The 19,479-nt window shown below is 52.5% G+C and carries 24 protein-coding genes and 1 pseudogene; 13 read left to right on the forward strand and 12 right to left on the reverse strand.

Annotation, left to right across the window (positions count from 1 at the left end; genetic code table 11):
- Positions 1 to 45: 45 nt before the first annotated feature.
- From trmB to JQU52_RS07105, 3 genes are all read left to right on the forward strand, one after another.
- Entirely contained in the window at positions 46 to 783 is a 738-nt protein-coding gene (trmB, locus tag JQU52_RS07095) for a tRNA (guanosine(46)-N7)-methyltransferase TrmB (protein WP_230340416.1), read from the forward strand.
- An 11-nt stretch (positions 784 to 794) separates the two neighbouring features.
- Entirely contained in the window at positions 795 to 1,295 is a 501-nt protein-coding gene (locus JQU52_RS07100) for a hypothetical protein (RefSeq protein WP_230340417.1), read from the forward strand.
- Positions 1,296 to 1,612: 317 nt separating this feature from the next.
- Positions 1,613 to 2,167, forward strand: a complete 555-nt coding sequence (locus JQU52_RS07105; RefSeq protein WP_328301404.1) for a DDE-type integrase/transposase/recombinase — start codon at positions 1,613 to 1,615, stop codon at positions 2,165 to 2,167.
- On the opposite strand, the gene JQU52_RS07110 is transcribed toward JQU52_RS07105, so the two are convergent.
- Positions 2,098 to 2,343 (reverse strand): transposase, encoded by a 246-nt coding sequence (locus tag JQU52_RS07110; protein ID WP_456238523.1) that lies wholly within the window; start codon positions 2,341 to 2,343, stop codon positions 2,098 to 2,100. The genes JQU52_RS07105 and JQU52_RS07110 overlap by 70 nt on opposite strands.
- Positions 2,344 to 2,653: 310 nt before the next feature.
- Between JQU52_RS07110 and JQU52_RS07115 the strand changes: the two genes are divergently transcribed.
- Together JQU52_RS07115 and JQU52_RS07120 are read left to right on the forward strand one after the other, a co-directional pair.
- Positions 2,654 to 3,187, forward strand: coding sequence for a hypothetical protein (locus JQU52_RS07115; RefSeq protein WP_230340419.1), 534 nt, complete (start codon positions 2,654 to 2,656; stop codon positions 3,185 to 3,187).
- A 112-nt stretch (positions 3,188 to 3,299) separates the two neighbouring features.
- Complete coding sequence (locus JQU52_RS07120; protein WP_230340420.1) at positions 3,300 to 4,496, forward strand: amino acid aminotransferase; 1,197 nt, start codon at positions 3,300 to 3,302, stop codon at positions 4,494 to 4,496.
- An 81-nt stretch (positions 4,497 to 4,577) separates the two neighbouring features.
- On the opposite strand, the gene JQU52_RS07125 is transcribed toward JQU52_RS07120, so the two are convergent.
- From JQU52_RS07125 to bioD, 3 genes are all read right to left on the reverse strand, one after another.
- Positions 4,578 to 6,614 carry an autotransporter outer membrane beta-barrel domain-containing protein gene (locus JQU52_RS07125; protein WP_230340421.1) on the reverse strand — a complete coding sequence of 679 codons (2,037 nt, stop codon included), beginning with the start codon at positions 6,612 to 6,614 and terminating at the stop codon, positions 4,578 to 4,580.
- A 266-nt stretch (positions 6,615 to 6,880) separates the two neighbouring features.
- Complete coding sequence (nhaA, locus tag JQU52_RS07130) at positions 6,881 to 8,026, reverse strand: Na+/H+ antiporter NhaA (RefSeq protein WP_230340422.1); 1,146 nt, start codon at positions 8,024 to 8,026, stop codon at positions 6,881 to 6,883.
- 67 nt (positions 8,027 to 8,093) lie between these two features.
- Positions 8,094 to 8,783, reverse strand: a complete 690-nt coding sequence (bioD, locus tag JQU52_RS07135; RefSeq protein ID WP_230340423.1) for a dethiobiotin synthase — start codon at positions 8,781 to 8,783, stop codon at positions 8,094 to 8,096.
- 289 nt (positions 8,784 to 9,072) lie between these two features.
- On the opposite strand from bioD, the gene JQU52_RS07145 reads away from it, so the two are divergent.
- On the forward strand, positions 9,073 to 9,525 hold the full coding sequence (locus tag JQU52_RS07145) for a type IV pilin protein (protein ID WP_328301323.1): 453 nt from the start codon (positions 9,073 to 9,075) through the stop codon (positions 9,523 to 9,525).
- Between the two features lie 202 nt (positions 9,526 to 9,727).
- Entirely contained in the window at positions 9,728 to 10,207 is a 480-nt protein-coding gene (locus JQU52_RS07150; RefSeq protein ID WP_230340424.1) for a type IV pilin protein, read from the forward strand.
- A 54-nt stretch (positions 10,208 to 10,261) separates the two neighbouring features.
- On the opposite strand, the gene JQU52_RS07155 is transcribed toward JQU52_RS07150, so the two are convergent.
- Together JQU52_RS07155 and JQU52_RS07160 are read right to left on the reverse strand one after the other, a co-directional pair.
- Positions 10,262 to 10,546, reverse strand: coding sequence for a hypothetical protein (locus JQU52_RS07155; protein ID WP_230340425.1), 285 nt, complete (start codon positions 10,544 to 10,546; stop codon positions 10,262 to 10,264).
- Between the two features lie 387 nt (positions 10,547 to 10,933).
- Positions 10,934 to 12,115 carry an acetyl-CoA C-acetyltransferase gene (locus tag JQU52_RS07160; RefSeq protein WP_230340426.1) on the reverse strand — a complete coding sequence of 394 codons (1,182 nt, stop codon included), beginning with the start codon at positions 12,113 to 12,115 and terminating at the stop codon, positions 10,934 to 10,936.
- A 311-nt stretch (positions 12,116 to 12,426) separates the two neighbouring features.
- Between JQU52_RS07160 and JQU52_RS07165 the strand changes: the two genes are divergently transcribed.
- The 3 genes from JQU52_RS07165 (at position 12,427) to crcB (ending at position 14,282) form a co-directional block, all read left to right on the forward strand.
- Positions 12,427 to 13,068, forward strand: a complete 642-nt coding sequence (locus JQU52_RS07165; RefSeq protein ID WP_230340427.1) for a CoA pyrophosphatase — start codon at positions 12,427 to 12,429, stop codon at positions 13,066 to 13,068.
- A 90-nt stretch (positions 13,069 to 13,158) separates the two neighbouring features.
- Positions 13,159 to 13,845, forward strand: a complete 687-nt coding sequence (locus tag JQU52_RS07170) for an energy-coupling factor ABC transporter permease (protein WP_230340428.1) — start codon at positions 13,159 to 13,161, stop codon at positions 13,843 to 13,845.
- Between the two features lie 50 nt (positions 13,846 to 13,895).
- Positions 13,896 to 14,282: a fluoride efflux transporter CrcB gene (gene crcB, locus JQU52_RS07175; protein WP_230340429.1), complete on the forward strand. Its 387-nt coding sequence runs from the start codon at positions 13,896 to 13,898 to the stop codon at positions 14,280 to 14,282.
- 23 nt (positions 14,283 to 14,305) lie between these two features.
- Here crcB and JQU52_RS07180 read toward each other — a convergent pair whose 3' ends face one another.
- Positions 14,306 to 14,908, reverse strand: coding sequence for an NAD(P)H-hydrate epimerase (locus tag JQU52_RS07180; RefSeq protein WP_230340430.1), 603 nt, complete (start codon positions 14,906 to 14,908; stop codon positions 14,306 to 14,308).
- Between the two features lies 1 nt (position 14,909).
- Positions 14,910 to 15,278 (reverse strand): dihydroneopterin aldolase, encoded by a 369-nt coding sequence (gene folB, locus JQU52_RS07185; RefSeq protein ID WP_230340431.1) that lies wholly within the window; start codon positions 15,276 to 15,278, stop codon positions 14,910 to 14,912.
- 61 nt (positions 15,279 to 15,339) lie between these two features.
- Here folB and plsY point away from each other — a divergent pair, with 61 nt between their 5' ends.
- The gene (gene plsY / locus JQU52_RS07190; RefSeq protein WP_230340432.1) at positions 15,340 to 15,951 is read left to right on the forward strand and encodes a glycerol-3-phosphate 1-O-acyltransferase PlsY; all 612 of its coding nucleotides are present in this window, start codon (positions 15,340 to 15,342) and stop codon (positions 15,949 to 15,951) included.
- 68 nt (positions 15,952 to 16,019) lie between these two features.
- On the opposite strand, the gene nfsA is transcribed toward plsY, so the two are convergent.
- The 4 genes and pseudogenes from nfsA to JQU52_RS07205 all read right to left on the reverse strand — a co-directional run bounded on the left by nfsA (position 16,020) and on the right by JQU52_RS07205 (position 18,155).
- Positions 16,020 to 16,601 carry an oxygen-insensitive NADPH nitroreductase gene (gene nfsA, locus JQU52_RS07195; RefSeq protein ID WP_328301329.1) on the reverse strand — a complete coding sequence of 194 codons (582 nt, stop codon included), beginning with the start codon at positions 16,599 to 16,601 and terminating at the stop codon, positions 16,020 to 16,022.
- A gap of 56 nt (positions 16,602 to 16,657) precedes the next feature.
- Positions 16,658 to 16,759, reverse strand: a pseudogene (locus JQU52_RS14765) (hypothetical protein); the annotation flags it as partial.
- Between the two features lie 188 nt (positions 16,760 to 16,947).
- Entirely contained in the window at positions 16,948 to 17,757 is an 810-nt protein-coding gene (gene dapB / locus JQU52_RS07200; protein ID WP_230340433.1) for a 4-hydroxy-tetrahydrodipicolinate reductase, read from the reverse strand.
- 17 nt (positions 17,758 to 17,774) lie between these two features.
- A complete protein-coding gene (locus JQU52_RS07205) occupies positions 17,775 to 18,155 on the reverse strand; it encodes an outer membrane protein assembly factor BamE (RefSeq protein WP_230340434.1) in 381 nt (126 codons plus the stop codon).
- 116 nt (positions 18,156 to 18,271) lie between these two features.
- Between JQU52_RS07205 and fur the strand changes: the two genes are divergently transcribed.
- Positions 18,272 to 18,700: a ferric iron uptake transcriptional regulator gene (fur, locus tag JQU52_RS07210; RefSeq protein WP_230340435.1), complete on the forward strand. Its 429-nt coding sequence runs from the start codon at positions 18,272 to 18,274 to the stop codon at positions 18,698 to 18,700.
- Between the two features lie 18 nt (positions 18,701 to 18,718).
- On the forward strand, positions 18,719 to 19,471 hold the full coding sequence (gene aat, locus JQU52_RS07215; protein ID WP_230340436.1) for a leucyl/phenylalanyl-tRNA--protein transferase: 753 nt from the start codon (positions 18,719 to 18,721) through the stop codon (positions 19,469 to 19,471).
- The last annotated feature ends 8 nt before the right edge of the window (positions 19,472 to 19,479 follow it).

A 19,479-nucleotide genomic window follows, 5' to 3' on the forward strand; every position in this document is an offset into this window, starting at 1 on the left:
AATGGCACCCCGGCCGCGTTTGTGCCTATTTGATATTGAAATACCATGACCGACACACCATCCAATACCCCAGACAACGATGCTATCCCTAAGCGCAGCATCCGCAGTTTTGTTTTGCGCCAAAGCCACATGACACCGGCGCAGCAAAAAGCCATCGATACTTTATGGCCGCAGTTCGGGCTGGATTTTCAGGCAGCCACTGTTGATTTAAATACCCTATTTGGCCGTACTGCGCCTAAAATTCTGGAAATCGGCTTTGGCATGGGCACCGCCACCGCCGAAATCGCCCAAAGGCTGCCTGAAAGCGATTTTCTCGCCATTGATGTGCACGGCCCCGGCGTGGGCAATCTGCTTAAATTGATTGACGAGCAAAGCATCGGCAATATCCGCGTGATGCGTCACGATGCGGTGGCCGTGGTGGAAACCATGCTTGCCGATGCCAGCCTAGACGGCATCCATATCTTCTTTCCCGATCCTTGGCATAAAAAACGCCACCACAAGCGCCGTCTGATTCAGGCAGCCTTTGTGGCCATGCTGCTGCCCAAGCTCAAGCCAGGCGGCTATATTCATTTGGCCACCGATTGGGAAGAATACGCCGTACAAATGCTGGACGTGCTCAGCGGCTTTGCCGAACTGCGCAACAGCGCCGCCGATTACGCGCCCACCCCGGCCTATCGCCCGGAAACCAAATTTGAAGCGCGGGGTAAGCGTTTGGGGCATGGGGTGTGGGATTTGGTGTTCGAGAGAATCCAATATGAACCGATAAAATTTTCTAATTTTTAAGGAATATTGAAATGTCAAAGATACCTTGTAATAATGGTAAATGGTCATTAGGGTATTACAGTAGGGGTTCTGGACAGTTTACTTATAATGGAGCTTATGACACGGCGGAACAAGCTTGTGCAGCGGCAGGTATGAAAGCTTGGAGTTATGATGCTACTACTAACTCATATATACCATATAATACAAAATATGACTGTTGTCGTGCAGAATGCGCCGTTAGCAATAATCGCTATTTAATTGAAAATACATATACAGTTGCTTTTAGAAGCAAACCTTTGGAATTAAGTTCTCACACGGAAGCAATACTACCAATTAATCGTGATCGAAAAGTTATTGGGGTTGGAGAAAATGTAACTATTACAGCTAATTGTTTAGTCCCTGAATTTTATGGAGTATCATTACCCCAATTAAAAGAGACCGACTTATGGCAAGCATATTGCATGGTAACGCCAAGACTACGCCTAGAATCAGAAAAGAAATACAAGAGTCTGAAGAGAGCATCGCAGCGTTAGCTAAAAATACAATATTAATTTCAAAACCGTTCTCTACTGGAAACACGCAGATTCGGTCGAAGATAAAAAGTCCGGCCCCAAAACCCGCCCCAGCGTGTTGACCGAATTGGAGCAGCAGGCAATCTGTACCGTCCGGCGACATCTGCGGCTGTCATTGGACGAGCTGTATATCATCTTCAAGCCCAATATTCCAAAGCTGAGCCGCTCCAATCTGCACCGGTGCTTGCAACATCACGGATTGTCGCGCTTACCCAAGAATGAATCCGATGGCCAAAAGGTAAAAAACATTCAAACAATATCCGGTTGGCTTTGTCCATATCGACATCACCGAGGTGCGTTGTGAAACCGGCAAGCTGTACCTGTTTGTCGCCATCGACCGCAAAACCAAATATGTTTATGCAGAACTTCATCCGCGTATGACGCAGAAAACCGCCGTTTCTTTTCTGCGCAACCTACAACAAGATTGTGTGTTTAAAATCACCCATATCCTAACGGACAACGGTGCGCAGTTTACCTACAACTTGCTGAGCCAAGCACAACGGCCTGATAAGGAGCATCCGTTTGACGAGCTTTGCCGGCATTTGGGCATTGAGCACCGTACCACGAAATTCCGTCATCCATGGACGAACGGGCAGGTGGAGATTACCAACAAGATGCTGAAAGAGGTAACGGTCAAACGCTTCCACTATGAGCATCCTGACGAACTTAAACGGCACTTGATGGTATTTTTGCTGTATTACAACCATCAACGCCCCTTACGGTCGTTGAAGTACAAAACGCCTTGGCAGGCTTTGGAAGATTGCTATAATCTAGAGCCTGAATTGTTTCGTGAAAATCCATTCCAGAAGATTATGGGTCTTAACACGGTATAAACAGTATGATACTTGCCGAAATACTCGGGTAAATCCCGCCACGGTATGCCGGTTCTTATTCTGTAAAGTATGCCTTCAAGAATTCTGCGCAAATTGGGTTTGCTATAAATACCCAAATCACGCAGAATAGGTAACAGCTTCGTCCAATGTTCATCTTTGAGTAGTGTACGGGGCATCGCAGGTGTATTTGGGGAGTGTGAGAACTTCCTTTTATACCTGCTTATACCTGCGTTTCTTTTTTATTCAAGGGTATGACAAGTAATTGTGAACAGACCCTAGTGCAATGCATTTAAATATTCAAATTCAATGGAGAGTTGGGCATAACCTACTTCGAAAAACACTGTCAAATACCATTAGACAATCCGTAATTTTATACAAAAATGGAAATATGACGGTTACAAAAGGAAATTTTTCTATGAATGTTACTATCAATGATTCTTTTGAAAATCGTAGTATATTGGAATAAAAATTATAGAGATTAAGAAAATGAAATATTTTTTCTCGGTTTGGCTGGTTTTATTTGCGGCTTGTTTTCCGGCAAATGCTGAGGTATATCTGATTCCCCAAAAGGTTGAAATTCATTTTTATTGCCTTAAAGACAAAGCAAGCACGGCGGATGAAAAGCAGCGCTTGTATCAGGAATATACCCGTAAGGTATTGTTGTTGTTACAATCCAATCGGCCTTCGCTTCCTCGTTTAGGAGAGAAGTTCGGTAATACCCAATCTGCCATAGACACAAATGATGAGATTTATGCCAATTGCGCGGCTTTGTTGCAACAATACTCTGATAATGTAGAAAAGTTGCTTGCTTGGAACCAAGTAAATACGCAAGAACGCCTAGATGTTTGGTCATATGCTATGGATCCTATTTTAACATGGCGGCCTATGCGACAAGATCCATCTGGATTCTTACGTCAGGATTGGCAGGGAGACGGCTATTTTAAAGCCATTGCCGATGAGGTATTGCAAGACAATCCGGCCTTGCGTTTGTATTTGTTAAAACTGAGGCAGAGTGAATGAAGCGTTCAGTATTATCTGAAAATCTATCCATAGTGTTTTCAAATGCTTGTACTTAACCAATAAGATTGCAGTAACATCTAATCCTTTTTCTGATTTCAATAAGGAAAAAACCATGTTTCAACACGTCGAATTTTACCCCGGCGACCCGATTCTGGGCCTAATGGACAAATTCAACCAAGACCCGCGCCACGATATTAAAGTAAACCTCGGCGTGGGGGTGTATTACGACGAAGCAGGCCGCTTGCCGGTGCTCGAATGCGTCAAAACCGCTGAGGCAGCGCGTGCCAATCCGCCGCAAGCGCGCCCTTATTTGCCGATGGACGGCCTGCCTGGCTACCGCAAAGCGTGCCAAAATCTGCTGTTCGGTGCCGATAATGAAGCCGTACAATCCGGCCGCATCGCCACCATCGCCACCTTGGGCGGCTCCGGTGCCTTGCGTGTGGGCGCCGACTTTATTCATCAATGGTTTCCGCAAGCCAAGGCTTATGTGAGCAACCCCACTTGGGGCAACCACATCAGCATTTTCGAAGGTGCCGGCTTCACTGTGGGCAAATACCCCTATTATGATGCCGCCACCATCGGCGTGAAATTCGATGAAATGCTGTCGTTTTTCAACAGCCTAAACGAAAACGATGTGGTGATTCTGCATCCTTGCTGCCACAACCCCACCGGCGTGGATTTGAGCAATGCGCAATGGGATCAAGTGCTGCAAGTGGTGCAGGCCAAAAAGCTGATTCCGTTTATGGACATCGCTTACCAAGGCTTTGGCGACGATATGGACGGCGATGTGTACGCCATCCGCAAAGCCGTAGCCATGGGCTTAAGCGTGTTTGTGAGCAACTCGTTTTCCAAGAACCTGTCGCTCTACGGCGAGCGCGTGGGCGGCTTGTCGGTGGTGTGCCCCAACGCCGAAGAAGCCAAACTGGTGCAAGGCCAGCTTAAATTTACCGTGCGCCGCATCTATTCCAGCCCACCCGCCCACGGCGGCCATGTGGTGGACGATGTGATGAACAACCCGGCCTTGTTTGCGCAATGGGTGGGCGAAGTCTATGCAATGCGCGACCGCATCCGCGCCATGCGCCAGCAGTTGCAAGACGTGCTCAGCGCCAAAGTGCCGGGGCGTGATTTCAGCTACTTCACCAAACAGCGCGGCATGTTCAGCTTTACCGGCCTCACCCCCGAGCAAGTGGCGCGCCTGCAAAGCGAATTTGCGGTGTATATGGTAGACAACGGCCGCATGTGCGTGGCCGGGCTGAACAGCAAAAACATTGACTATGTGGCCAATGCGATTGCAGCGGTATTGCAATAAAACGCTTGATTATTGTAAGTAATTAAAAAGGCTGCCTGAAAGTTTCAGGCAGCCTTTTGGTTTGGTTGATCAAACCTGTGTTTAAAACCGTGCCCCCACGCCTATTTGCAAACTGGTTTGGCTGTGGCCGCTGCGCGCAAAGTCACGCCCAGCGGCGGCAAAGGCGCGCCACGGTGATGCCGCAGGCTGCCATTGCACGCCCAATTGGGCATTTAACCAGCTGCGGTCGTTAGCCGGGGCGGCCACGCTGAAATGGCTGCCGTTCATACCGGCGCGCACATTGTCATTGTTGTTGCGCCATTCTTTCACCCAGCGCAGTTGGGCGTAGGGCTGCCAATCTCCGGCTTGGTAAGCGGCTTCGACGCCCACGCCGCTGCGTAGCGAAGTGTATTTTTGTTCGTCAAACTGCATTTGCGTGGCACCGCCGCTGTGCTCGGCAAAGCCGTGCACCTTGCCTTTCACTATCATCAGGTCGGCCAATGCCGATAGGCGGGTTTGGCCGAATTGCCACTGGTGGCCGCCAAAGACACCGGCACCGAGGCTGCTGCCGCCGGTTTCGCCTTGTTGACTAAGCTGCGCTTGCCCTAGCTGGATATGGCGGCGGGTGTTGTAGTCGGCATCGTTGATTTGCATCATGCTGCCTGCCCACCATTGCGGTGCATCGTAGCGCACCACGGCGGTGGCGCTGTTGGTTTTGGCGTTGACGCGGGTGTGGCCGCTTTTTTGGTCTTGGTCTTGGCGGCTGAACACCAAGCCCAATTGCCAAGTGTCGCTTAATTGTGCTTTGGCACCGGCGTGCACTATGTTGCCGCCATCACCGCCGGTATCGTGCTGATAAGCAGCCACGGCATCCAGTGTGCGGGCAGGCTGGCGGTTGCTGCGATTGCGGTCGCTGTCTTGGCGTACAAAATCGGCGGCTGCGGCACCGCTTTGCAGCCCCAGTGCGCGCAATGCCGCCATATCGGCAGGTGCTTGCAAGGTGGCCAGCAAATAATCGGCCATGATTTGGTGGGCTTTGGGGCCGGGATGGAAGCCATCGGCAAACAGTTTGGCATCGGCAGCGGCTTGATCCACAGGCGTACACAAGGTGGCGGCGGTGCTGCCGCTACAGGCGGTGCCGGTGGTGTTGTTAAAACCGTATTGCTCCGGCTTGGCCAGCATATCGCTGAAGAGGGCGTTGGTGTCGAGCCGCACCACATTGCCGCCCACTTGATTTACCGCGCTGGTGGTGGCACTGTTGAGTTGGTTGGTGGCGGCGCTGGCGCTGGCGGTGAAGCTTTGATATTGCTGTTGCAGGCTGGCGTTGAATGCGGCTTGGCTGATGCCGGCTTGGCTGAGTGCCGCGCCTAAGGGTGAGGCGTAAATGGCGGCGGCGGTGTCGTTCAGCACTTGCGCGCGGGTGGTGTCAAAATCGGCTTGCGAGGTTTGTTGGGCGGCATTTAGGCGTGCCGAGGCTGCCTGAAAAGCCTGATTAAATGCGGCACTGGCGATTGCGCCTTGGCCGGGCGCTACTTGATTTACTTGCTGACCAAAACCGGCCGCTGCTGCGGCACCAAATTGCTGGAACAAAGACGGGGTATACACCACATTGGGCACGGTGGGCATCACCACCAGATTCACGCCGGCTTGCTTGAGGGTTTGCCATTGTTGTGCACTGGCTTGTGCGGCGGCGCCGGTGCTGGCCAAAACTTCTGCGGTGGGGCTGGCGCTGGCTTGAGCGCGAGTGAGGATGGCGGCCATATCATTGCCGCCGCCCCACACAATATGCAGGGCATCTGTTTTAACCCCGGCGGCGAGGTAGTTGCTGACTTGTTGTTGTAAGGCTAAGTTGGGCTGTATGGCGGTGCCGGGGCTGTTGCTGCCCACCACCACGCCGCCACTGTAGGCATAGATATTGCCACCCTTGCCGGAAGCCGTTGCGGTGCCGCCCAGCGCCTTGGCAATATGCTCATCGTAAAGCGAGTTGAGGCTGCCATCGGCTTTGGCATAGGTGGCTTTCAAATTCCAGCCGGGCTGCCCCACGTCGCTGAGGCTGTCGCCCAATACCACCAAGTCTTGCGCCAACGCCAGCGGTGCGTAAGCGGCCAGTAAACCGGCCATCCAGTAATGTGCTTTCATGTTTTGCTCTTTTCTCCGTAATCCGTAAACGGCCTGTTTTTGTTTTATGTTGTGGATGTAATTCAAGCCCCGATTGGGCATTAGATACTATATTCAAACTCAAATGACAGCAAGCATGGATAAGTTGAAATAGTGTGTGGGAATCGTTTTATTTTAGAGTTTATTACCCAATAATATCGTATTGAATAGCAAAAAATGTTGTGTGCGAGAAGTCACAAAAAAGGCTGCCTGAAACGTTCAGGCAGCCTTTTACATATTAGTTGGGTTTAGTTTTTGCTTTTCGGGCAGGTAAAGCGCAACACCAAATAACCCAGCACGCCGGAGAGCAAAGAGCCGATAAATACGCCCACTTTGCTGTAATCCTGCCATTGCGGATCGTTAAAGGCCAACAGGCTGATAAACAGGCTCATGGTAAAGCCGATACCGCACAGCAGCGACACGCCGTAAAGCTGCATTAAGTTGGCGCCTTCCGGCAATTTGGCCAAGCCGGTTTTCACCAGCAGCCACACCAAGCCGAAAATACCCAGCTGTTTGCCCGCAAACAGGCCTAAGGTAATGCCCAATACCACCGGCTCCATCAGCCACGCCCAAGAGAAGCTGGCAAACGACACCCCGGCATTGGCAAAGCCAAAGATAGGCACAATCAAGAAAGCGACCCATGGCGACAAGCCATGCTCCCATTGCAATAACGGCGCTTCTTTAACACTGTCGGTTACCCGCAGCGGAATGGTGAGCGCCAGCACCACGCCCGCCAAGGTGGCGTGAATCCCCGATTTGAGCACCAAAAACCACAATATTGCGCCCAACAGCATATAGGGTTTGTTGTTTAATACGCCTTTCAGGTTCAGTGCCACCAATGCGGCCAGCACTACGGCGGCCAGCAGCAAATACAGGGTTTGTAATTCGGCAGTGTAAAACAGGGCAATCACCACAATGGCCGCTAAGTCGTCCATAATCGCCAAGGCGGTTAAGAATATTTTAAGCGACACCGGCACGCGGCTGCCCAACAGAGCCAATACACCCAGCGCAAAGGCAATATCGGTGGCCGCTGGAATCGCCCAGCCTTTGCTGGTGGGGCTATTAAAGCCGTTAATCAGCAGATAAATCAGCGCGGGCACGGCCAAGCCGGCAAAGGCGGCTAAGCTTGGTAATAAACGCTTGGCATTGGTGTCCAGCTCGCCTTCGAGCAGCTCACGTTTTACTTCTAAGCCCACATACAAAAAGAACAAGGCCATTAAGCCGTCGTTCACCCAGTGCAATACGCTCAAGCCTGCTACATAACTTTTTAGTACACCAAAATACACATCCGCCGCACCGCTATTGGCCATTATCATGCCCAATACCGCCGCCACCATCAATACGATGCCGGCTGCCGGCTCCGATCGGAAAAAATGAACAATTTTATCGCGCATACGCCATCCCTTTCTCAAATAAAATTAAAAAATAAATCTTAGCAATACGGTGTCTTCAATAAGGCATTCAAGGCCATTGCAGCGGTGCCAAATCCAGATAGCTTGCCCGTTCGGCCGCGCTACTGTTTGGCATATGCGGCAGTACGCCCAAAAGGGGTACGGGCAAGCGTGCCGACAAACTGGCCACATAGTCATCCAAGCGATGCGGCTGCGGGGTGACACAATTGGCTATCCAACCCAAAAACGGCAAATCCGCAGCGGCAATCGCGTGCGCAGTAAGCAAGGCGTGGTTGATGGCGCCCAGCTTAATGCCCACCACCAAAACCACCGGCAAGCGCTCGGCTGCCACCCAGTCGGCAAAGTCGATATGCTCATTCAATGGCGTATGCCAGCCGCCCGCACCTTCTACCAGTACTAAATCAGCTTGTTGTTGCCACAGAGCCAGCTGCCGGCTCATCTGCTTGATGTCAATGGCCATGCCGCTGTCTTGCGCCGCCAAATGTGGGGCGGTGGCCTCGGCATAAGTGTGGATATTGTGCTTGGCATGGTTATTGCATACATTTGAGGCAGCCTGTAAGGCCAAAACGTCTTCATTACAGCCGTTTTGGTTTATGCCTGAGGCCACCGGCTTGTAACCGGCCACGCGTAAACCTTGTAGAGACCAAGCAGCCAACAAGGCTTCACTGCAAAAAGTTTTACCCACTTCAGTGTCGGTGCCGGTAACGAACACCGTTTTGGTTTGGTGTGATTGCAGCATATATTTTCCTGAAACATCTGCAATTAACCGTAAACTGCATTGAACTTACCGCAGTTGCTAATTTCAAATAAACCAATTAAAGAGGCTGCATACTAACACAAAATGGCACTTTCTTGCCGTAGAGCGCGGGCTTTGACAAAAAATTGCATCCGAGCATTACAAGTTATATACAGACTGATGGTGTTCAGCATGTTGGCATATATTGCGATTCATTTGAAATTAACCGTAATGGCTTAAATAGGTGTAACATTCAGTAATATTTTATGAAAATTATTTGTGTAAATTTGTTATGAATAATCTAAATAGGCAATCAAGTGCTGGCTTTACCCTCATCGAAGTGATGATTATCGTGGTAATTATCGCCATTTTGGCGGCCATTGCTTGGCCCAGCTATCAAAACTTTATCCGCCAAACCCGACTGGAGCGGGCGCGTGCCGATTTGATGACCAACGCGCAGATGATGGAGCGTTTCTACAGCCAATGCCATACCTTTACCCCGGCTTCCGGCGCCCAAGCGCCGTGTAATGTGGCTGCGCCCGCTTTGACCACCAGTGATGAAGTCAGCCGTTTTTTTACCATTCGCTATGGTGCCAATAATCCGGGTGCAAATAATTATGAATTGGTGGCGGCGCCGCTGGCCAATACAGGGGAAACACGCGAGCTGCGTTACGACAGCACCAACAGCATGACATTATGTGAGCCGGGGGCAGTGGCTGCCTCTGATGTTTGCAGGGTTTATTGATGTTTGTTGGAGTTTACCTGAGTTTAAAAATCGGCTAACGCAATATTATGCGTTGGCCGATTTTACTTGGTCTGTGCCAAAGCATTCGATATACTTATATTGAATGCATTTGTCATTTTAGATAACTGCCTAAATAGCTTCACTTTGTAAAAGCACATCGTTGCCGATTTTCATTATCAAACCATGATTATGGAGGTCTGTTATGTTTGCCCGAAATTCACGTTATCTTGGTTTTACATTGATGGAAATGATGTTGGTGTTGGCCATTCTTGCCATTGTGGCGGCCATTGCTTGGCCAAGCTATCAAAATCATGTGCGCCAAACCCGGCTGAACGAAGCCAAAAGCGCACTGCTCAATAACAGCCAGGCATTGGAGCGCTTTTACAGCCAAAATCACCGCTTTAAAACCAACAGCACCACTTGGATGCCCTTGCCCATCACCGAAACCGCTCATTTTTGCTTGCGCTTGCAAGGCAATCCGCGCGGCACCAATAGCGACAGTATTTATACCTTGAAAGCGGTGGCTTTTAATCCCGAGCAAGAGCCGCGCATCATTAAAATAAGCCAAGATCTCACCGTGATGGTGTGCGAAGAAAGCAGCAGCCGTTGTAGCGAAAGCACGCCTTTTTTTACCGGTGGCAGCAGTGTAGACAAACGTTGTAAAATTATTGGCACCGCTTGAAAATATAAAAAACCACCCAGACAGGGTGGTTTTTTGTTGGGAGTCGCAATAATATCAGCGGTTTTCCAACATGGCTGCCGGTTTTTTTTGCATATGGTCACGTTGGCTGCCGATAATATTGGCGTTTTGCTCGCGCGCCTTGGCCGCATCCATAAAGATAACTTCCGGTGCGCTGGCGGGCTGTGCAGCGGCTGGCATGCTTTCCACCACTACGGGCGCACTCACATTGGCCACGGGTGCGCTGGCAGCCGGCTCGACTTCGGTAACGGGGGCTTTGGGGGCGGCCATCGCGACAGCAGACAAGCTTACAGCCGCCACGGCAGTTAGGAATTTTTTCATGTGAACCTCCGGTTGTTAATGAAACCACATAACCAATCACGATGATGGCGATGGTTTATTTCATGATGAAAAGACAACGGCCAATCCTATTGATGGCCGCGATACGCACAGTAGGAGTGGCTATGCGGGCTAAGGTTCGTTTAAATTTTCAATAATGGATTAATAAAAGTAAAGGCTTTGCGGCTTAAGTTGGTGTTGGTGTAAATCTGTGTGCCTGAATGTTGGTTTGAGATAAATGTTGGCCTAAATGCGTTGGGCAGCTGTGCTGATGAAAAGGCTGCCTGAAAGCATTTTTGCTGTGCAGAAACACAATTTCAGGCAGCCTTAATTTTGACGCCAACAAAAAACCGGGCAGTCTGCCCGGTTTGATGGGTTCAAGCTATGATGTTAGTGGCGTTCTACTGCCAGCGCCACACCCATACCGCCGCCGATACACAAGGTGGCCAAACCTTTTTTGGCGTCGCGACGCTGCATTTCATGCAGCAGGGTCACCAGAATGCGGTTACCTGAAGCGCCGATGGGGTGGCCTAAAGCGATGGCGCCGCCATTCACGTTTACCTTGTCCATATCAAACTTCAACTCACCGGCCACGCCCAAGGCTTGGGCGGCAAAGGCTTCGTTGGCTTCAATCACGTCTACTTCGTCTAAAGACCAGCCTGCGCGTTGCAGGGTTTTTTGTACGGCGCTTACCGGGCCCATACCCATGATTTCCGGTGCCACGCCGCTGGAAGCATAGGCTTTGATGGTGGCCAAGGGCTTTAAGCCCAGTTCTTTGGCTTTATCGGCCGACATCATCAATACCGCAGCGGCGCCATCGTTGATGCCGGAAGCATTGGCTGCAGTTACGGTGCCGTCTTTTTTGAAGGCCGGGCGCGGTTTGCTAATGGTGTCGATTTTGGCGCCTTTTTTGATGAATTCATCTTCGGCAAACACCACCGGGTCGCCTTTGCGTTGCGGAATGCTCACCGGCACGATTTCTTCTTTGAATTTACCGGCTGCTTGCGCTGCTTCGGCTTTGTTTTGCGAGGCCACGGCCAGCTCGTCTTGGGCTTGGCGGCTGATGTTGTATTTTTCGGCAATGTTTTCGGCGGTGATGCCCATGTGGTATTGGTTGTAGGCATCGGTAAGGCCGTCGTACACCATGCTGTCGATTACTTTGCCGTCACCCATGCGCTGGCCATTGCGCATGCCGGGCAGCAGGTAGGGGGAGTTGGACATGGATTCTTGGCCGCCGGCAATCACGATATCGGCATCGCCGTTGGCAATGGCTTGAGCAGCCAAGTGCGTTACTTTCAGGCCGGAGCCGCATACTTGGTTGATAGTGAGGCAGGGCACGGTAACCGGCAAACCGGCTTTCAGGGCGGCTTGGCGTGCCGGATTTTGTCCTACGCCGGCGGTGAGCACTTGCCCCATAATCACTTCGCTGACATCTTCTTTTTTAACGCCGGCTTCATTCAATAAGGCTTCGATCACAATGGCGCCCAATTCGGGTGCGCTCAATGAGGCCAATGCGCCGCTGAAATTGCCGATGGCGGTGCGTTTGGCGGCAACAATAACAACTTCTGACATAAGTGTTCTCCTTTAGATTTGAAGTGAATATCCGGCCAATACCGGCTTATAGTGAAATGCATAACAAAGTGCTACAGCGTTGCTGTACCTTGCCGTACTACCTGTACTGTCTGCGGCTTCGCGCCTTGTATCACTTTATTCTTCATCCCACTATAGAATAAAAACTTGATTTCGCTACCAAGCCCATTGTAACCGAATATGGATGGCAATAGCATGATGGGGCTTCGATTAATTTTATGCCTTTCAGGCAGCCTTTTGTGGGCAAGACAATGCGCCTATAATGCCTGTTTGTTTGCCGGTATGGCCCTGCTATGTTTAACAGCCTTGCGCAATTAAGTGATTTTCTGGATTTTGCTTGCCGCGACACGCGGCCATCGGCCTTGAGCCAGCGCGAACTATTGGCTCGCTCCTTACCGTTGCGGTTTCAGGCCGCTGCGGTGCTGATGCCGTTTGACTGGCAAGACGGCCAGGCTCAAGCATGGTTGACCCGACGCAGTGCGCAATTGCGCCAGCACAGCGGCCAAATTGCCTTTCCGGGCGGCAAATGCGATGCTGAAGACGGCGGCAGTGCCACGGCCACGGCCTTGCGCGAAACCGAGGAAGAGCTGGGCATTGGGCAGCACAATTGGCAGGTTATCGGCCAATTACGCGATTGCTATTTGCCTTCCGGTTTTGTGGTGAGCCCGGTGGTGGCCTTGCGGCGTGCACCTTTGCCATGGCAGCCCAATCCGCAGGAAGTGGCGGCAGTTTTTGCTGTACCCTTATCAAAGGTATTGGCGCAGCAAGCTTATCAAGCGCGCCAAGTGCAATACCAAGAGCATGATTTAACCGTGTACAGCCTGCCGTTTGAAGAGCACGATATTTGGGGTGCCACCGCAGGCATGCTGTATCACTTGGCGCAAACGTATCCACACTGGCTGGCCAGCAGACAAAGTGTTGAATCACGGAAGTGATACGCGGATTTATCTAAGGCTGCCTGAAATATAGATATTGTTGCAAGGATGCGGCAATTCATTGGCTATGGGCGGGGAAAGAAGGCTAATATGAATTTTTACAGCAGCTGGTTTTCGCCCGGCCTGATGTGGGCGGCCAATTTGGCTTTGTTGCTGTTGCTGCTGCCGCTGGCTCCGGCGGCTTGGCGCAGCATGGGCCGCCATCATGCCGCCACTGCCGCGGCCTTGCTGATTTTGGCCTTGTGGTGGAGCTTGCGTGCACAAATCGGCGGCGGCCAAATCGGTGGCATGAGCTATCATTTATTGGGTTTGGCGCTGATTACATTGATGTTGGGGTCGGCGGCGGCTTTGTGGCTGGGCAGCCTGATGATGCTGGCGGCCACGGCCTTATTTAATGGCGCGGCACATTTGCCGGTGACGGGGCTGAATGTGTGGTGCAGCGTGGTGCCGCCGGTGTTGGTGAGTCAGCTTTTGCTGTATGGTTGCCGCCGCTTTTTGCCGCCCAATTTATTTGTGTATATTTTTATCAATGGCTTTTTGGCGGCGGCCATCGGTATGCTGTTGGCCGGGCTGTGTATTACTGGTGCGCTGGCTTGGTCGGCGGCGTTTAACAATGAGGCGCTGTGGCACAATGCGCTGCCGGTATTTTTGTTTATCGCTTGGGGTGAGGCGTTTTTGAGCGGTTTGCTGTGTGCGGTTTTTGTGGCGCTGGCGCCGCAATTGATGAGCACCTTTAGCGATGAACGCTATTTGCGGCGGCAAAATACCATTTGGTAAGGTTTCAGGCAGCCTGTATTGCATATCAGGCGGTCAAGGGAGAATGCGGTATGTGGTGGAATGTGGCTGCGGTTGGCGTGGGCGCCAGTGCGGGCGCTTTGTTGCGCTGGGGCTTGGGCAGTGTGTTTGCCAAGACGCTGCCGTGGCTGGTGGTGGGCACCTTGGCCGCCAATTGGCTGGGTGGTTTGCTGATTGGCATTATTGCCGCGCTCACCGAGTGGTTTCCGCATCTTTCGCCGCAATGGCGTTTGTTGCTGGTTACCGGTTTTTTGGGCGGGCTGACCACGTTTTCCGGCTTTTCGCTGGAAGTGGCCGCTTTAATCCAGCAACAACGCTGGCTGGTGGCCTTGGCGGTAATCAGCTTGCATGTGGTGGGCTCGGTGGCGATGACTTTGCTGGGCATGGCTCTAGTGCAATGGTTAAAGTACAGTGGTTAAGAAGTACTTGAATCGCGCAGGTTTTAAGCGATGTCCAAACACACAATGTCACCACAATAGGCTTGCACTTCAGGCAGCTTGTGTGCTGGTTTGAAGGCTTGGAAAGCATAAGTAATTTGCGCACAAAAGCTGTCGGCGGCAATGTGGCCGTGGTCGCTGTTGATGCCGCTGGGCATGTCCAGCGCCACATTGCAGCCGCTTTGCCGGTTAATTTGGCGCATTAGTGCTGCCACGGCAGCGGGCAGTTCGCCGCTGTAGCCGGTGCCAAACACCGCGTCCACCACCACATCGCTTTCAGGCAGCCTCTCGGGCGGTAGTTGCTGCACCGAAGGCGGTAGGTTGGCTAGGTTGGCGGCGCTTAAAGGCGATAGATTTTCGCCCAGCAATAAGCACACTGCCGCCGGCCAGCCCGCTTCTGCCCAATGGCGTGCCAGCACCAACCCGTCGCCGCCGTTATTGCCTTTGCCGCACAGCACCAACAGGCGTTGCGCAGTTTCAAAACGGGAAAATAAATCGGCGGCTGCGCGCGCGCCGGCGTTTTCCATCAGCGCGGCGTAGCTGCCACCGGTGGCCACGGCCGCATCTTCCCATGCCCGCATTTGCGCCACGGTGTATACCGGGGTCATGTCAATCCATTCCGTCTGCCGCACGGCTGCGCTCGATTTGTATGCCCACTTCGCGCACTTGCGCCAAAATGCCGGGCTTCACCACGCGCACGCGCACCCATAAGGCACCGAAATCGTCCAATAAAAATTGCGCCACATGCTCGGCCAGTGCTTCCAGCAACAAAAATTGTTGTTGTGCCAGATTATGGCGCAAGGCTTCGGCTACTTCGCCGTAGTGGATGGTGTCGCCGATGTTGTCGCTGTGTCCGGCAGGGCGCGCATCGGTGCCGATGTCCACATCCAGTAGCAGGGTTTGCCGTTGCTGGCGCTCCCAGTCATAAACGCCAATCAGGGTTTCGGCCTTCAGGCCGTGTAAAAAGAGGGTATCCATATTGTGGCCACTTACGTTAGAATTGTCGGCTGTTGAATATTGTAGTCAAAGAAGCTTGTTTATGGTTAATTTCTTCGCCACCGTGGGCGCTTATTTGCTGGGATCTTTGTCGTTTGCGGTGATTGTGTCCAAGGCGTTCGGCATGGCCGACCCGCGCAGCTACGGCTCCGGCAACCCCGGTGCCACCAATGTGTTGCGCAGCGGCAAGAAGCTGGCGGCGGTGCTCACATTGCTGGGCGATGCGCTCAAAGGCTGGCTGGCGGTGTGGCTGGCTTTGCGCTTTCAGGGCGAATTGCAGTTGGATAATGTCACCATCGGCTTGGTGGCGGTGGCGGTGCTGGTGGGGCATATGTGGCCGGTTTTTTTCGGCTTTAAAGGCGGTAAGGGCGTGGCCACGGCGGTGGGCGTGCTGCTGGCCTTGTCGTGGCCTACGGCGCTGATTTGTGCGGCGGTGTGGCTGGTGATGGCATTCGGGTTTAAGGTGTCTTCGCTGGCAGCCTTGGTGGCCACCGCCATCAGCCCCTTGGTGGCGTGGTTTTTTATACCGCATTTATCGTGGCTGCTGGCGGTGGTGGTGATTGCGTTGCTGGTGTTGTACCGGCATCAAAGCAATATCCGCAATCTTTTAAGCGGACGGGAAAGTAAAATTGGCGATAAAGCCAAGCCGGAGTAGGGGGCTTAAGCTCAATAAAAAAGACAGCTTACGCTGTCTTTTTGCTTTTAAAGTAAGCCAAACTGAGATTAACGCCGTGCCAAACCTTGTTCCTGTAAAAACGGCAAAATATGCGGACGCACGGGACGGGCAAAATTATTGGCCACCGCTTGTTGCCAATTCAAATCCAAGCCGCTGCGGCGCTGGTAGTAATCGGCCAAGATGGTTTCATAGGCAGCCAAGGCTTCGGCATTCAGCGGGCGGTAATGGTTTTCGCTCACCGTCATCGCCAAAGGCATGCGCGGGCGGTACAAAGGCTGCTGTGCCGGATGGCCGATGCACAAGCCAAACAATGGCACGGTGTAAGCGGGCAGTTGCAACAGCTCGGTCACACGGGCGGTGTTGTTGCGCAGCGAGCCGATATACACCCCGCCCAAACCCATCGATTCAGCCGCCAGCAAACAGTTTTGCGCCATAATGCCCGCGTCTACCGCGCCGATAATCAAGGTTTCGGTCCAATCCACTTGTGCTTCCGGCACGGCTTGTTTGTGTTTGGCGTAGTCGATGCAGAACACCAAAAATTCCGCCGCCTCGCGCACGTATTTTTGCTGCGCTGCCACTTCATACAAGCCTTCGCGGATGGCCACATCGGTAACGCGGACAATATGCACACACTGATAAAGCTCGACGAAGAAGCCGCCCGCCCGGCTTCCAAAATGGCCTGCAACTGCGCCGTTGCCACCGGCTCGCCGCTGTACTTACGGATGGAGCGGTGGCGGTAAATGGTGTTGAGCGTGGTATCGCTGTGCAGATGGGTTTGGTAAGGCATAGCAAAAACTCCGATTTAATACCAATTCTACAAAATAACCTAACTGCGTTGGCTCGCCTTGCCGTACTACTTGTACTGTCTTCGGCTCGCCGCCTTGTTATCTTATTTTGTAGAATTGGTATAACTTCATTAGAAAAGGCTGCCTGAAACACTTTCAGGCAGCCTTTATCAACCCTGCGCCCAACACATCAGCGCAAGCCCAATACATCCTGCATATCATATAAGCCTTGCGGCTGTGTTTGTAGCCACACTGCTGCGCGCACGGCGCCGTTGGCAAAGGTGGCGCGGCTGGAAGCTTTGTGGGTGATTTCCACCCGTTCGCCATCGGTGGCAAACAAAGCCGTGTGGTCGCCCACAATATCGCCGCCGCGCACGGTGGCAAAACCGATGGTGCTGGGGTCGCGTGCGCCGGTGTGGCCTTCGCGCCCATATACAGCGCATTGTTTTAAATCGCGCCCCAAAGCATCGGCAATTACTTCGCCCATGCGCAAGGCGGTGCCGGAAGGGGCATCCACTTTGTGGCGGTGGTGCGCTTCGATGATTTCAATATCATAGCCTTCGCTCAGCACCCGCGCCGCTGTGTCTAGCAGTGCAAAGGTTAAATTCACGCCCACGCTGAAATTGGCCGCAAACACAATGCCCACTTTTTCGGCCGCTGCGGCAATGCGTGCTTTGCCCGCATCATCAAAACCGGTGGTGCCGATAATCAGGTTTACACCCATTTTTTCGCAGGCAGCCAAGTAATTAAGCGTGCTTTCGGTGCGGGAAAAATCAATCAGCACATCGGCTTCGCTTAGCACTTTTACCGCATCGTGGCTAATCAGCACGCCGGTGGCCACGCCCACGGCAAAACCGGCGTCTTGTCCCAGGGCGGGCGATTGCGCATGCTCTAAGGCACCGCTGAGCACACAATCACTGCGCCTGGCAATCGCTTCCACCAGTGCGCGACCCATGCGGCCATTGGCACCGGCGATCGCGATTTTTAAGGGGGTATCCATACTTATACCTCCCTAGGTTATGGCGCTACGGCGGAAGCTGCCGCGGCATTGGCTGCCGCAGCATGTGCCATGGCATCGCCCTCGGCACGCGTGAGCAGGCCGTTTTCATCAAAATACAAGGTTAAAGATTTATTTTCCTGCACCACACCGTTGCGGCTGATTACAAACACATAGTCCCAGCGGTTTTGGTGAAAGGGATCACGCAACAAGGGCGTGCCCAGCAGCATTTGCACCTGCTCGCGGCTCAAGCCCGCCTGCAAATGCCCCAAGGCTTGCGCATCCAGCTCATTGCCTTGCACAACCTTCAGTTTATACGACGGGAAATGGGAAACGCGTTCGGCAGAGCAAGCGGCCAAACCCAAAGCCGCGGCGGCCATCAGGCAAACAAATTTTTTCACTGATACACCTTTTCTATGGGGTGAATAAAACAGGTTGATGCGGGCGCGTGCCCAGTGGGCAAGTGCACCAAAAGTGCGTATTATAACGGCTATTAACCAACAGCGGTATGAGAGCCATGGACAATAATATAGCCCAATTGAAAGACAACGGTCTGAAAGTTACTGGCCCGCGCCTGAAAATTCTGGATTTGTTCGAGGCGCGTGCCGACGAACACATGAGTGCCGAAGACGTTTACCGCCTGCTGCTGGACGAAAACGTGGAAATCGGCGTGGCCACCATCTACCGAGTGCTCACCCAGTTTGAGCAGGCCGGTATTTTGCTGCGCCACCATTTTGAAACCGGCAAGGCGGTGTACGAATTAAACCGTGGCGGCCATCATGACCATATTGTTTGCATCAAATGTGGCAAGGTAACCGAATTCCACAGCGAAGAAATCGAAACCTTGCAGGAAAAAATCGCCGCTGAAAACGGCTACCGCATTGTCGACCACGCCCTGTATATGTATGGCGTGTGCGCCAACTGCCAAAGCAAAGAAAAGCGCTAACCGGCATCCAGGCAAACCATGCCCTTGTCTCAAATTCCTTTATTGCAGGCCGATAATCTGGCTTTTCCCGATATTGCCACCGCTCAGCGCGAGCGGGACGGTTTGGTGGCGGTTGGCGGCGATTTAAGCACGGCACGGATGCTGGCCGCCTACCGGCAAGGCATTTTTCCTTGGTATGACGAATACCATCCGATTATCTGGTGGGCATTTGCCGAGCGCATGGTGTTGTATCCCGCAAGCCTGAACATCAGCCGCTCTTTGCACAAAAGCCTGCGCAACCGCGCTTACTGTGTGAGTGTAAACCACGCCTTCCAACATGTGGTGCGCCGTTGCGCCCGTGCCTACCGTCACGGCCAGCAAGGCACGTGGATTACCGCCGAAATGCAGGCAGCCTACCGCGCCTTATACCAAATTGGCCATGCCCATTCGTTTGAATATTGGTATCCCAGCGAAGCAGGTGGCTGGCATTTGGGCGGCGGCCTGTATGGCGTGCAAATCGGCCAGGTTTTTTTTGGTGAATCGATGTTTACCGATGTGAGCGACGCTTCCAAAATCGCCTTTGTACATGCGGTAGGCTATTTGCAGCAACGCGGGGTTAAACTGATTGATTGCCAAATGCACACCGACCACTTGGCTCGCTTTGGCGGCAAGCTGATTCCTTATGATGATTTCCGCCGGCAGTTGGATGCTTATTGCCCACAGGCAATCACCCCGGGGATTGAGCCGGCCATTATTGCAATCCCTACCGGTAATACCCCCAGAAATTCATAATTTATTAT

This window comes from Paralysiella testudinis (assembly GCF_016894345.1).
GTDB lineage: Bacteria > Pseudomonadota > Gammaproteobacteria > Burkholderiales > Neisseriaceae > Paralysiella > Paralysiella testudinis.

Bases quoted from the DNA above. Each gene is read 5' to 3' on its own strand.
- crcB (WP_230340429.1), top strand. From the start codon at position 13,896: ATGTGGTGGAATGTGGCTGCGGTTGGCGTGGGCGCCAGTGCGGGCGCT.
- plsY (WP_230340432.1), top strand. From the start codon at position 15,340: ATGGTTAATTTCTTCGCCACCGTGGGCGCTTATTTGCTGGGATCTTTG.
- aat (WP_230340436.1), top strand. From the start codon at position 18,719: ATGCCCTTGTCTCAAATTCCTTTATTGCAGGCCGATAATCTGGCTTTT.
- JQU52_RS07115 (WP_230340419.1), top strand. From the start codon at position 2,654: ATGAAATATTTTTTCTCGGTTTGGCTGGTTTTATTTGCGGCTTGTTTT.
- JQU52_RS07120 (WP_230340420.1), top strand. From the start codon at position 3,300: ATGTTTCAACACGTCGAATTTTACCCCGGCGACCCGATTCTGGGCCTA.
- dapB (WP_230340433.1), bottom strand. From the start codon at position 17,757: ATGGATACCCCCTTAAAAATCGCGATCGCCGGTGCCAATGGCCGCATG.
- JQU52_RS07180 (WP_230340430.1), bottom strand. From the start codon at position 14,908: ATGACCCCGGTATACACCGTGGCGCAAATGCGGGCATGGGAAGATGCG.
- folB (WP_230340431.1), bottom strand. From the start codon at position 15,278: ATGGATACCCTCTTTTTACACGGCCTGAAGGCCGAAACCCTGATTGGC.
- JQU52_RS07160 (WP_230340426.1), bottom strand. From the start codon at position 12,115: ATGTCAGAAGTTGTTATTGTTGCCGCCAAACGCACCGCCATCGGCAAT.
- JQU52_RS07155 (WP_230340425.1), bottom strand. From the start codon at position 10,546: ATGAAAAAATTCCTAACTGCCGTGGCGGCTGTAAGCTTGTCTGCTGTC.
- JQU52_RS07145 (WP_328301323.1), top strand. From the start codon at position 9,073: ATGAATAATCTAAATAGGCAATCAAGTGCTGGCTTTACCCTCATCGAA.
- bioD (WP_230340423.1), bottom strand. From the start codon at position 8,783: ATGCTGCAATCACACCAAACCAAAACGGTGTTCGTTACCGGCACCGAC.
- trmB (WP_230340416.1), top strand. From the start codon at position 46: ATGACCGACACACCATCCAATACCCCAGACAACGATGCTATCCCTAAG.
- JQU52_RS07170 (WP_230340428.1), top strand. From the start codon at position 13,159: ATGAATTTTTACAGCAGCTGGTTTTCGCCCGGCCTGATGTGGGCGGCC.
- JQU52_RS07100 (WP_230340417.1), top strand. From the start codon at position 795: ATGTCAAAGATACCTTGTAATAATGGTAAATGGTCATTAGGGTATTAC.
- JQU52_RS07150 (WP_230340424.1), top strand. From the start codon at position 9,728: ATGTTTGCCCGAAATTCACGTTATCTTGGTTTTACATTGATGGAAATG.
- JQU52_RS07125 (WP_230340421.1), bottom strand. From the start codon at position 6,614: ATGAAAGCACATTACTGGATGGCCGGTTTACTGGCCGCTTACGCACCG.
- JQU52_RS07110 (WP_456238523.1), bottom strand. From the start codon at position 2,343: ATGCCCCGTACACTACTCAAAGATGAACATTGGACGAAGCTGTTACCT.
- fur (WP_230340435.1), top strand. From the start codon at position 18,272: ATGGACAATAATATAGCCCAATTGAAAGACAACGGTCTGAAAGTTACT.
- JQU52_RS07165 (WP_230340427.1), top strand. From the start codon at position 12,427: ATGTTTAACAGCCTTGCGCAATTAAGTGATTTTCTGGATTTTGCTTGC.
- nhaA (WP_230340422.1), bottom strand. From the start codon at position 8,026: ATGCGCGATAAAATTGTTCATTTTTTCCGATCGGAGCCGGCAGCCGGC.